Below are 11,834 nucleotides of genomic sequence, written 5' to 3' on the forward strand. Positions count from 1 at the left end.
CCTTCCTTGGGTCATCTTCCTGCCGCCCAGTCGACGGCGGCGTCGAACAGCGCAAGCCCGCTGGCCGAGAGATTGGTGAAGGTGTCATTGTCGAGGAACACCATGACGCGGCGCGCCGGCGCGAGGGACTCGTAATCCATGGTCGCGCCCTGCTCGTAGCCGAAGATCGCCGCCTTGCCCGGCTCGCCGTAGATCGTCGCGATCGTCGTCGCACCCGGGCCCGGCCGGCCCCAGCCCATGCCGGCCTGCTTCACGTAGACGTTGGCGATGCCCGCCGGCAGGCCGCCCGCCATCGGATGCGGCGCGTTGACGATCCACAGGTAGCGCTCTTTCGTCTCCGCGCCGAAGTCCACATCGTGCTTCTTGCCCGTCATGGCGAGGTCGTCGAGGACGTCGTTCTCCCAGGTCAGCAGCGGCACGCGCAGCTGCCGCCAGGCCGGATCGACGTCCTTGCTCGACACCGTCGACGAGATCACCACCAGCGCCGCTTCCGCGGCCACGGTGGGCGACGCCTTCTGATCCTCGAGCTGCACGATGAAGCCGCGTTCGCCCAGACGCTTGGCCACCGCGTCGTCGACCGCGCGGTTGGGGCCGCTCTTCTGCACGACGAGCACGACACGCTCGCCGGCGGCGAAGGCGATCGAAGGCGCGCCGAGTCCGATGGCCACGAGCATCGCGGCGCTTCTCAGGCTTCCCAGGAATGTCCGGCGTGCGCTCATCTCAGAACTCCATCGACGCCGACAGCAACACCTGACGCGCGTCGCCGACGGACACGAAGTAGGTGTTGACGCTGGACGAGTAGTAGGTGCGGTCGAACAGGTTCTTGACGTTGAGCTGCAGCTTCAGCGGACGGCCGCCGGCCTTCATCTCGTAGGTCGCGAACGCGTCCGCGACGCTGTAGGCCGGCAGCACGAAGCTGTTGGCGGAATCGCCGGGGCGACGGCCGATGTAGCGCACGCCGCCGCCCAGCCGCAGCGTGCCGGGGCCGATCTGCCCGAAGTCGTGGACCACCGACAGCGAGCCGGTTGCCCGCGCCACGTTCCACAGCCACAGGCCGGCGAACTGCGGATCCTCGGTCGTCTTCGCGTCCGTGTAGGCCAGCGCGGCGATGCCCTGCCAGTGGCGGGCGAACTCGCCGGCGATGTCGAATTCGACGCCGCGCGAGCGCGCCGCACCGTTGGTGCGCCAGTCGGTGAGCTTGGTGACGTCGTTGAACTGAGAGACCAGCACGTTGCGCTTCCTGATCTCGTACACGGCGAGCGTGCTGGTGACGCGGCCCGGCAGGTCCAGCTTCACGCCGGCCTCCCAGGACTTGCCCTCTTCCGGATTCACCGACGAGTCGATCACCACGCCCGACGACAGCGGCGCGATCGTCGACTGCGGCTTCAGCGAGGTCGAGTAGTTGCTGTACAGCGAGACCGAGTCGGTCAGGTTGTAGATCAACCCGACGCGCGGCAGCCACTTGTCGCCGCTGGTGGCGGTGTTGGCCTTGAACGGGCGGCCGCGGCCGGCCTCCTGCGTCCAGTGCTGGTAGCGAAGGCCGCCGACGACGGTCCAGCGCTCGCCCAGGCGCAGCGCGTCCTGCAGGAACACCGACTGGTTGTGCAGCTTGTCGGTCTGGTCGCTGTCGCTGGCGGAGACGGTCTGCGACGGCTGCTCGGTGCCGTAGACGGGGTCGAGGTAGCTGAAGGTCGTCTTCGTCGCCTGGCGCAGCAGGTCGCGGCGGTAGATCAGCCGGTACTCGGCGTCCGCACCGAGCTGCACGTCGTGCGTGACGCCGCCGGTCGTGAACTTGCCGTCGACATAGGCGGTGCCGTAGCTGTCGGTGCTGAGCGCGCCCTGGGTGCCGTCGTTGCTGCGCGTGAGCGTGCCCGTCTTCGTGTTCACGCCGTTCACGCGCAGCTGGTTGGCGTCGTAGGTCTCGCGGTTGTAGCTCGCGTTGACGTGCGCCGCCCAGCCGCCGACCAGCTTGTGGTCCACCGAGAGCTGCGCCAGATGCGTCTCGCCGTCCATCTGGTTGAAGGGCTCGTCCAGCCGTCGCGTCTTCGGGATCGGCAGCGGCTGCTTAGTGGCGGGATCGAGCGCGGTGCCGCGGTCGAAAGGCGTCAGGTAGTTGCGGTACTCGTACCAGAGCACCGCCTGCGTGTCGCGTCCGTACCAGGCGATCGAGGGCGCGATCAGGGTCTCGCGGTGGGTGCCGAAGTTGCGCCAGTAGTCCTCGTTGACCTGGTCGACGACGAGGCGGTAGGCCAGGCCGGTCTTGTCGGCGGGATCGACGCTGCCGATCGGACCGGTGGTGTCGAGCGTCCCGCCGACGCCGGTGCGGCCGCCCGCGTAGCCGGAACCCACGATGGACACGCTGGTGCGGGCGTTCAGGCGCGGCTTCTTGCTGACGACGTTGATCACGCCGCCCGGGTCCATGATCCCGTACAGCAGCGAGGACGGGCCCTTGAGCACCTCGACGCTCTCGGCGGCGGCGTTCATGCCGCGGCCCTGCACCAGCGGCATGCCGTTGTGCATCACCGAGCCGTCGCGGTTGCCGCCGAAGCCGCGCTTCATGATGGTGTCCTGCGTGCTCGCGAGCGTGTTGCCCTGCGTGATGCCGCTGACGTTGTAGAGCGCGTCGTCGAGGTAGCGCGGACGCTGGTCGCGGATCACCTGCGCGGAGACGACGTTGACCACCTGCGGGATGTCCAGCATCGAGTCGGTCGTGCGCAAGGTCGAGGCGTCGGGGGTCGGCTGGTAGCGGCGGTCGGCCTCTTCGGGCGCCGGCGCGGCGCGCGCGACGACACGCACCTGCGGGAGCGTGATGTCGGCTTCGGGCGCGGCGCCCGCCGTGACCGTGGCTGTCACGTCGGTGGCGCTGATCGACGCCGCGTCCTTGCGCAGCGTGTAGACGCCTTGCGCGTTCGCCACGGCTTGCAGGCCGGTGCCGCTCAGCAGCGCGGCGAAGCCGGTGCCGACCGTGTGGCGCCCTTGCAGGCCGCGCGAGGCGATGTCCTTCGTCAGCGCCGGGTCGAAGGCCAGCGTCACGCCGCTGGCGGCGGCGAAGCGGCCTAGCGTGGTCGACAGCGCGCCGGGTTCGATCCTGTAGTCGCGCTCGCCGGCGGTCGCGGTCGCGGTCGCGGCGGGTGTCGCCGACGACGCGGTCTGCGCGGTCACGGTCAGCGGCATCGCAGCGCCTGCGCACAGCAGCAAGGACACCGCCAGCCCGACAGGCGTGGGACGGTGAGCGCGGAGCGCGGACATGGGCAGCGGACGATGGGTCGAACGGGACGTCATGGAGTCGGTCTTTCCAGGGAAGGTGCGGAGCGGTTTCGACAGGTTCTCGAAGCTCTCTTCCCTGTTGCCGGACGAGCCGGAAAAACATGAAGCGCACGGACGTAGCGGTGTGCGCTATGCGCGCCGCACATGCCGAGCGCGTCGAGCGCGCCGTGATCGCTATGCGCCGCGCGGACGCACAGTCGCCCAGTACGCGTTCGCGCGATCCACGCGGACCGGCAGCGTCGCTTCCAGTGCGGCGAGCGCGCGATCGACGTCGAGGACAGGGAACGCGCCGGACACGCGCAGCTCCGACACGCGGGGATCGCAGCCGAGGCGGCCGCGGCGATAGCGGTCGAGCTCGGCGATCACGTCGGCCAGCCGCGCGTTGTCGACGATGAGGCTGCCGCCGGTCCAGGCCGAGATGTCGGCGGCGATGAGCTCGACGCGACCGATGCTCACGTCGTCGACGTCGACCTGCTGCCCCGCGTCGAGCCGCCGCACGGCGCCCTGCGTGCTGCGGACCTCCACGGCGCTGTCCATGACGGCGACGTTCAGGCGGCGGTCCTCGATGCGCAGCAGGAAGCGCGTGCCGAGCGCGCGCACGCGGCCGAAGCGCGTCTCCACGATGAGCGGCCGCGGATCGCGCGCGCCGCGGGCGCCGACGTCCACGCCCAGGGCGTGCGCGGTCTCGATGAACACCTCGCCCTCATGCAGGCGCAACGCACGCCACTGCCGATCGAATCGGACATCCAGCGCGGTCGCGGTGTTCATCACGACGACGCTGCCGTCGTCGAGGGCCAGCCGATGCTGCTCGCCGGTGGCGGTGCGGTGATCGGCGAACCAGGCGGAGCCGAAGTCGCCTCCGGTTTCCCGCCAGAGGCCGTAGCCCAGCACGCCCGCCGTGCCGGCGATCGCGGCCGACTTCAGCAGTTGTCGACGCCGCGGCGCGGGGCGACGCAGCGCCGACGAGGCCAGGTCCGCGGGAACGCCGGACATCATCCGCTGCACGCGTTCGACGCGGTCCCATTCCCTCTGATGTGCGGGGTCGGCCGCATGCCACGCGGCCCAGTCGCGCCGGTCCTGCGGCGTCGCGTTGCCGGAGGCGAGCAGCACGAACCACTCGACGGCGCGGGTGCGTGCGTCCGACTCGCTCACGGGGGAGCGCCTCGCGCGCACGAAGGCGGCGTCACGAGGCGAGCTCGATGCAACGGGACATCGCGGTCGCCATGTAGGTCGCGATGGTGCGTTCGCTGACGCCGAGCGACTGGGCGATCTCGCGGTAGGTCAGGCCGTCGAGCTGCGACAGCAGGAAGGCCTCGCGCACCGGGCGGGCCAGGCCGTCCAGCATGTCGTCGATCGCCTGCAGCGTTTCGAGCAGGACGGTGCGGTCCTCGGGGCTCATCGCCCAGGCGTCGGGTCGTGCGGCCATCGCTTCGAGCAGCGCGCGCTCCAGGTCGCGGCGTCGGTACAGATCGACGACGAGGCCGCGCGCGATGGTCGTGAGGAAGGCGCGGGGCTCGCGCCACTTGCCGGGTTCCCGGCGGGTCAGCAGACGCTCGAAGGTGTCCTGCGCCAGGTCGGCGGCGTCGACGGCGCAGCCCAGCTGCTTGCGCAACAGGGACTGCAACCAGCTGTGATGCTCGACATACAGCGAGCCCACCAGCTGCAACGACACGGACGGCGCGGACGTAGCGGACATGGACCGGGACGGGAGGCGGAAGGTTCGATCGCGGCGACCGTTCGCCGCGGAACGCGTTCAGGCACGCGAAGTCGCAGATGATAAATGCGAACCATTATCAACGGCAAATGTGCGGGAAAGGTCCAGGGCGATTGGTGAGCGGGAGGGTAAGCCGCAACGTCAACGAGTCCGATCTAATGCCGGCCCCAACGGCATATTCAACATGTATGACCTCTGAAGAATCTATCCGCGCCTTCCTTGCGGGCTATGCAGAGCTTTCACAAGCTGAGAGAGATGCCATGCTGGAGGACGCTATTGGATTGAGCCCGAAGACGGCTGCTGACAATCAGAGGGTTTGGGATCTGGCCACTCCGCTAATCGGTTTGCCCGTAGGTGAATGGCCAGACTTTGATCTTGCCTGGGACCTCAGGCTGGAGTCGCAACACCACGTGTATGACGGTGTAAGTTCCAGTGAGTTCGCTCAGTCACATCCGACGGGCTTGCTCGTTGCACACGTCAACCTCGCGGATCTGGACGCCAAGTTGACGCCACACTCGTATCGGACAGCCGCTGAAGTATGGGGCGTCGGCAATGATCGCAAGGCCGCCAAGCTCGTCGTCAGATGGTCGGAAGGGATGCAGATCACGCCTCCGCTCGTGAAGTCATTCTCAGGGCAGATTACGCTTCCAGGAGGAAATCACCGGTTGGCAGTCGCCCGTGCGAAGGGAGTGGCGACAGTGCCTGTGCTTGTGGTGCCCTCTGACCGTGAAGCTGTGCAAGCCATTCTCGAATCGCTCGTGTTTGCGTAGCCCTCAGACCTCGTTTCACCTGGCGATATGCGCCGCGGCGGATCATCTCCCGCAGTCTCAGATCAGACGATAGCCTCATTGCCCGCCGGCGGCGGCCCCAACCGCATCGAGACGGCAAATCCCCGCTTGGTCCGAAGCAGCATTAGATCGCCGCCATGCGCCCGCGCCACGAGATGCGCCATCATGAGCCCCAGCCCCATGCGCCCTTCGTACTGCTGCGCGGCCAGGGCGGCGTTCAGCGCGTCGCGCTTGTCCGCGGCGACGCCCTCCCCGTCGTCCTCCAGCGCCAGCTCACATCCACCGTCTTCGCTCGGCCGGATCCGCAGCGTCACGCGGGTCGCGCGATGCCGGCAGGCGTTGTCGAGCAGATTGATCAACGCCGCGGCCAGCAGATCCGGGTCGGCCTGAACCCGCCCGTCGTCCGGGAGATCCAGGACCAGTCCGTCGGGCAACGGCAGATGGTCCAGCAGCTCGGTCACATCCAAGGGCTGCCACTGCAGGCTCATCCCCGTGCGGAACAGCGTCAGCAGCGCCGTGACGACGCGACGCAGCCGATCGGTCGCCTCCCGCGTGCGCTGCAGTCGCGCGCGCTGGCCTTCGGGCGCCTCGCGCAGCGCCACGGCCAACTGCGCCTCCATGCCCGCCAGCGGCGTGCGCAGCGCATGCGCCGCATGCGCGCTGAAGGCCCGCTCATTCGCCACTCGCTGCGCCAACCGGTATCCCAGGTCAAGCACGGCGGCGCGGATCGCGGCGAGCTCCTGCCTGTGCTGCTCGGGCAGCGACTGCCGGCTGTCCAGCGGGTCGTACTGCGCCAGCGCGCGCGTCATGTCCGACAGCGGTTCGAGTTCCCGCCTCGCTCGCCGGTTCAGCCAGACCATGCAGAACCCGCCGACCAGCAGCGCCGACAGCGCGCTCGCCATGCCGACCCGGTCGCGCACTTCGCGCCGCTCGGCGCTGGTCTGCGCCACGATCAGCCAGCCGTCGATGTAGCTCGTCTTGAAGGGGCGCACCAGCACGCGCCAGTCGCCGTCATGGGCGCCGTGTTCGCTCCGTTCCCCCAACGCGGCATGCGGCGGCGACGAGGCGGCGTCGCCGTTCCAGTCGCTGAATCCGACCGGCAATTGCCACGGCGACGAAGGCGCCAACGGGGAACGGAACAGCAAGCTCCCGTCGCCGCGTACCAGTTGCCAGGAGAAGTGCGTCGACAGGTCGTCCTCATCGGCCGCCGCGCCGCCCTCCGGCGGCCGATCGCGCAGCAACTGCCCCAGCACCTGCGACGACGCCTGCATTGTCTCGTCCAGCAGTTCGTCGACCTCTTCCTGGACGACCGCCCACACCAGCACGCCGGCCAGGAACGCCCAGCACAGGGAGATGAGCAGCACCTGCCGACCGAGTCGTCCGGCGATGGAGGGCACGCGCGTCGCGGGCTCGGACATGGGTCTTGTCGTTGTCATGGTCCTGCCGGGGAAGATAGCAGCCTCGCGCCCCGCCTCGCGAGTGCGTGCTCACAGGAAAACCTTCAACGCCGTCTCGACGCAGCAGCCCAGACATTCAGGAGCAGGGTCAGGACGATGCCCACGACCAGCGCCGCGAGCGCCCACGGCGCATCGAGCCATCCCAGCCGCAGCGCCGCGCCGACGCCGAGCACCACGCCCAGCGCGCCCAGGCACAGGCCGGCGTCGGCCCAGAACATGCCGAAGAGTTCCTGGATGACTTCCAGCAGCAGGCTCATGCGAATCTCCCGGTGTCCGCGCCGCGCGCACGCAGCAGGCGCGCGGTGCTCAGGCCGATGACGGCGAACAGGGCGACCAGGGCGAGCAAGGCCAGCTCCGCGCCCGGCCAGGTCAGACCCAGCCCTTCGCCGGTCCAGAACACGCCGAAGGCCGTGAGCAGGATGCCGACGCCGAACTTGAGGCCGTTCTCCGGCACCCGCGCGAGCGGCTGGCGCAGGATCATGCCGATGGCGAGGACGAGCACGCACGCCGCGGCCGCGCCCAGCGAGGCCTCGAGGATCAGGTCGTGCCCCGCGCCGATGGCCAGCACGGTGAAGGCCACTTCCATGCCTTCGAGCAGCACGGCCTTGAACACCGTGATGACGCCGATCCAGTCGCGGGCGCTCGCGGAGGAGCCGCCGGCCCCGTCGCGATCCCCGTCGCTGCCGAGCTCGCGTGTCGCTTTCTCGTAGAGCGCGCTTTCATCCCGCAACGCCAGGACGCCGCCCGATCGCAGGATCGCCTTGCGTAACCAGCCCAATCCGAACAGCAGCAGCAGGACGCCGACGATCAACTGCAGCAGATGGATGGGCACGCGCAGCAGCGCCGGTCCGACGAGCGCGACGGTCGCGGCCAGCAGCGCCAGCGCGGCCAGCGTGCCGATCCAGGCGGCGCGCCAGCCGCGGGTGCTGCCGACGGCCAGCACGATGGTGAAGGCTTCGACCACTTCGACGAGCGAGGCGGCGAACGCCGCGCCGACGGCGGGCCAGGCGGTGGACAAAAGCGTCATCGTGGATTTCCCGGTGCGGGCCGCTGGTTCACATCGCGCGTCGCGCACCGGCGAACCGCTCGTCATCGAGGATGCGCGACATCGCCTCCAGCCGCACGAAGTTCGAGCGGACATGCCAGTCGAAGCGCTTGTCGGACAAGACCTGGAACTCGTCCAGGCGCGCCTGCGCGATGGCATCGCCGGGGACCCGCTGCGTGCTCGGATGGCACATGAGCAGATCGCCCTGCCGGGCCAGGTGCAGCCAGCGGCTCAGCAGGGACTCGTAGCGTTCCGGTCCGCCGGTGAAGTCGTAGACGCCGAGCAGGCGCCGGTTGTGCGCGAACGCCAGCACATCCGCCTCCGCCGTCAGCGCACGATTGCCCAGGCGGCTGATCACCATCGGCTTGAGCTGCCAGCTCGCGGACCGTGTCGACCGCAGCCACGGCTTCTGATACGGATACCGCCGCAGCAGCACGTCGACCAGCGCGTCGCGGACCTGGGGGAACTGATGCACATGCTGGTGGCCGTCGATGAAATCGGGGCGACGTCCGATGTTCTGTTCGAACAGGTCGAGCTGCGCATCGATCTCGTCGCGCAGGTCGGCCGGCGACAGACGATCCAGCGTTCCCCGCATCCAGAGCGAGGACCAGGACTCCGGCGGCAGCGTCAGCGGGTACTGGGTCAGGTCCAGGTGCAGGCCCAGGTCGGTCGGCCCGCCCGTGTCGCGCCTCAGCGCGGCGGCGCCCGAGGTCCATGCCGGCGCGCCGACCATGCACGACAGCGCATGCACGCGCCCGTCCTTGCGCAAGGCCAGCGCCGCCTCGTTGACGCCCTCGTGCAGGCCGAAGTCGTCGATGCACAGGCAGATGGAGCGCAGTCCGTTCATGCCGCCGCCTCAGCCGCCTCTGGCGCCACTGGCGCCGCAGTCCAGCGCCGCGGCGCGCAGCCGCCAGAGCGCCGTGTGCTTCTCGGTGCCGATGAGGTCCGCCTTCTCGAGCCAGGGATGCGCCTTGGCCAGCTCGATGTCGCCGATGGCCCACACCACCTTCCTGTCGCAGGCCAGGGTCTTGATCGAGTCCCAGGTCTGGAACGCGGACGTGTCGCGTCCGCGGTCGGCGAAGGCGCGGGTGTCCCACAGCTCCTTGCGCCAGCTGTCGCGCGCCATCAGGTCGGCGTCGTCCCAGTTCTCCACCACCACCATCGGATCCCGCAGACGTGCATAGAAAGGCACGTCGTACTCGAAGCGTTCCAGCATGACGACGCCGTCATGCGGCTGACGCAGCGCCGCCAGTTCCTTGGCCAGCAACCGGTTCGACTTGCCCGCGCCCAGGCTGTAGGCCGCCACGGCCGCGATGCCGATGAACGCGCCGACGGCGATCGAGGCATGGCCCCAACGCGTCCAGCGGGGAGCGATCGTCACCACGCGGTGCCAGGCCACGGCGATGAGTCCGGCCAGCGGCGGCAGGGTCGGCAGGATGTAGCCCACCAGCTTGGACTGCGGGATCGAGAAGAACAGCAGGATCACCGCGAACCAGACCAGCAGCAGCCAGTGCAGTCCCTGCGGCCCCTGCGCGGGCCGCCACAGCTCGCCCTTCCAGCCCTTGACGAGCCAAGGCAGCGCCGGCAGCGTCGCCGCGAACAGCACCACCGGATAGAACCACAGCGGCTGCACGTTGTTGAAGCCACCGCCGGCGAAGCGCTGCACGTGCTGGACGACGAAGAAGTAGTGCAGGAAACCGGGGAAGCGCAGCTGCATGGCGACGAACCACGGCGCGCAGACCAGCAGCATCAGCGCGATGCCCGGGATCCACAGCAGCGTACGGATCGTGCGCCACTGCGCCGAGAGGCCGAGCCAGAGCAGCAGCACCGCGCCCGGCAGCACGATGCCGATCAGCCCCTTGGCGAGGATGCCAAGTCCGGCGAGCGCATACGCCGCCGCCAGCATGCGTCGATGCGGCAGGCCCGCGTTCGCGCGCAGCGCGGCATCCGCGCCCGCAGCGATCGTGGCGGTGATCAGCCCGGCGACCAGCATGTCGAGGTTGGCGAACTGCGAGCCGACGAAGTACAGCGGCATCGCCAGCAGCGTCAGCAGCGCGGCCCAGGCATGCGCGGGCGTCATCCACCGCCTCAGCAGCAGGAACAGGCTCATCGCCCCGATCAGCCCGCCGATCAGCGGCGCCGCGCGCGCGGCCCACACGCCGGGACCGAAGATCGCGAGCGAGGCTTCCGTGATCCAGTAGAACAGCGGCGGCTTGTGGAAGAACGGCAGTCCGTTGAGCGTCGGCACCAGCCAGTCGCCGTGCTGCAGGCCTTCCCACGCGACGCCGACGTAGCGCCCCTCGTCGGGCAGGGACAGCGGACGGGCCCAGGCCGTGATCCAGAGCCAGACGAAGCTCAGGGCGAAGGCGATCAGCCCGTCGCGACGGAGCGAGGAGACAGGGCGACCCGAAGCGATCGAGGCACCCGGGGAGAGCAAGGACTCAGGACGATTCATTTTCTGGCGTTGGAGAGCCCGGTTCCCCAAGCGTTCTTGATGACGTAGAGCGGTCGGCCCTTGACCTCTTCGAAGATGCGGCCGACGTACTCGCCGACCACGCCGAGGAAGAGCAGCTGCAGGCCGGAGAAGAACATCAGCCCCACGACGATCGTGGTCCATCCGCTCACCGTGTGCCCGTAGAGGAAATACACGAGCGTGAGGTAGGTGCCGTACATGAAGGCCGCGAGCGCGAGCAGCACGCCCAGCGCGCTCGCCGCGCGCAGGGGCCAGGTCGTGAAGGACGTGAGCCCGTCCAGCGCGAGGTGCGCCAGACGCAGCGGATTGAAATGGGTCCTGCCGTGCGCGCGGGCCTCGGGCTGATAGGGCACGGCCACGGTCTGATAGCCGACCCACGCGTACAGGCCCTTCATGAAGCGGTTGCGCTCTGGCATGGCCATCAGGGCGTCCACGACGGAACGGTCCATGAGGCGGAAATCCCCCGCGCCCGCAGGCACCTCGAAGCGCCCCGAACGGTTGAGCAGGCCGTAGAACAGGCGGGTGCCGAGGCGCTTGTGCCAGGGCTCGTCGTCGCGCGTCATGCGCACGGCGTAGACCATGTCGGCACCGTGACGCCAATGCATGACGAACTGGGGAATCAGTCGCGGGTCGTGCTGCTGGTCCGCGTCGAGCATCACCACGACGTCACCGCTGGCGCGTGCGATCCCCGCCGTCAGCGCCGCTTCCTTGCCGAAGTTGCGCGACAGCTGCAGGGCCACGAAGCCCGGGCGGGAAGCCCATTGGCGCAGCAGCTGGACAGTGTCGTCGGCGCTGCCGTCGTCGACCAGGATGACCTCCCAGTCGTCGCTGCACTGCCCCAGCACCGAGGACAGACGCGGCAGCAGCTCCCGCAGGTTGGTGGCCTCGTTGTAGCAAGGCACCACGCAGGACACGCGGGGGCGGTGGTCCCGCAGCGGAGCGCCGGGATCGTGCAATGCGACGGCGGTCGCAGGCAAGGCCGGCGACGCCGCCCTCTTGGGCACGGCAGCCGGTCGGGCGTCGGACCAGCGGGACGCGAGGGGACGAACATCAGACATGTCCGTCAGTATCAAAAAGCGTCGCTTATCGC

The 11,834-nt window shown here is 69.1% G+C and carries 11 protein-coding genes; 1 reads left to right on the plus strand and 10 read right to left on the minus strand.

Annotated features, from left to right (window positions below; translation table 11 throughout):
- Window positions 1-11: 11 nt before the first annotated feature.
- The 4 genes from ACQZ13_RS21135 to ACQZ13_RS21150 all read right to left on the minus strand — a co-directional run bounded on the left by ACQZ13_RS21135 (window position 12) and on the right by ACQZ13_RS21150 (window position 4,963).
- A complete protein-coding gene (locus ACQZ13_RS21135; protein WP_431047846.1) occupies window positions 12-719 on the minus strand; it encodes a hypothetical protein in 708 nt (235 codons plus the stop codon).
- A 1-nt stretch (window position 720) separates the two neighbouring features.
- Entirely contained in the window at window positions 721-3,282 is a 2,562-nt protein-coding gene (locus ACQZ13_RS21140) for a TonB-dependent siderophore receptor (RefSeq protein ID WP_431047848.1), read from the minus strand.
- A gap of 159 nt (window positions 3,283-3,441) precedes the next feature.
- Window positions 3,442-4,419: a FecR domain-containing protein gene (locus ACQZ13_RS21145; protein WP_431047850.1), complete on the minus strand. Its 978-nt coding sequence runs from the start codon at window positions 4,417-4,419 to the stop codon at window positions 3,442-3,444.
- A gap of 31 nt (window positions 4,420-4,450) precedes the next feature.
- Window positions 4,451-4,963, minus strand: coding sequence for a sigma-70 family RNA polymerase sigma factor (locus tag ACQZ13_RS21150; RefSeq protein ID WP_431047852.1), 513 nt, complete (start codon window positions 4,961-4,963; stop codon window positions 4,451-4,453).
- 206 nt (window positions 4,964-5,169) lie between these two features.
- Between ACQZ13_RS21150 and ACQZ13_RS21155 the strand changes: the two genes are divergently transcribed.
- Window positions 5,170-5,751: a hypothetical protein gene (locus ACQZ13_RS21155; RefSeq protein WP_431047854.1), complete on the plus strand. Its 582-nt coding sequence runs from the start codon at window positions 5,170-5,172 to the stop codon at window positions 5,749-5,751.
- Window positions 5,752-5,813: 62 nt separating this feature from the next.
- Here the strand turns inward: ACQZ13_RS21155 and ACQZ13_RS21160 are convergent, their stop codons facing one another.
- The 6 genes from ACQZ13_RS21160 to ACQZ13_RS21185 all read right to left on the minus strand — a co-directional run bounded on the left by ACQZ13_RS21160 (window position 5,814) and on the right by ACQZ13_RS21185 (window position 11,802).
- On the minus strand, window positions 5,814-7,187 hold the full coding sequence (locus ACQZ13_RS21160) for a sensor histidine kinase (RefSeq protein WP_431047856.1): 1,374 nt from the start codon (window positions 7,185-7,187) through the stop codon (window positions 5,814-5,816).
- Window positions 7,188-7,270: 83 nt separating this feature from the next.
- Window positions 7,271-7,483, minus strand: coding sequence for a hypothetical protein (locus ACQZ13_RS21165; RefSeq protein WP_431047858.1), 213 nt, complete (start codon window positions 7,481-7,483; stop codon window positions 7,271-7,273).
- A complete protein-coding gene (locus ACQZ13_RS21170) occupies window positions 7,480-8,253 on the minus strand; it encodes a COG4280 domain-containing protein (RefSeq protein WP_431047860.1) in 774 nt (257 codons plus the stop codon). Before ACQZ13_RS21170 ends, ACQZ13_RS21165 begins: the two co-directional genes overlap by 4 nt.
- A gap of 28 nt (window positions 8,254-8,281) precedes the next feature.
- The gene (locus ACQZ13_RS21175; RefSeq protein WP_431047862.1) at window positions 8,282-9,118 is read right to left on the minus strand and encodes a ChbG/HpnK family deacetylase; all 837 of its coding nucleotides are present in this window, start codon (window positions 9,116-9,118) and stop codon (window positions 8,282-8,284) included.
- 9 nt (window positions 9,119-9,127) lie between these two features.
- Window positions 9,128-10,726, minus strand: a complete 1,599-nt coding sequence (locus ACQZ13_RS21180) for an ArnT family glycosyltransferase (RefSeq protein WP_431047864.1) — start codon at window positions 10,724-10,726, stop codon at window positions 9,128-9,130.
- Window positions 10,723-11,802, minus strand: a complete 1,080-nt coding sequence (locus tag ACQZ13_RS21185) for a glycosyltransferase family 2 protein (protein ID WP_431047866.1) — start codon at window positions 11,800-11,802, stop codon at window positions 10,723-10,725. The genes ACQZ13_RS21180 and ACQZ13_RS21185 overlap by 4 nt, the downstream gene beginning before the upstream one ends.
- Window positions 11,803-11,834 lie beyond the last annotated feature (32 nt).

The sequence above is a fragment of the Roseateles sp. L2-2 genome, from assembly GCF_050613215.1.
In the GTDB taxonomy this organism is placed as follows: Bacteria; Pseudomonadota; Gammaproteobacteria; order Burkholderiales; family Burkholderiaceae_C; genus Roseateles; species Roseateles noduli.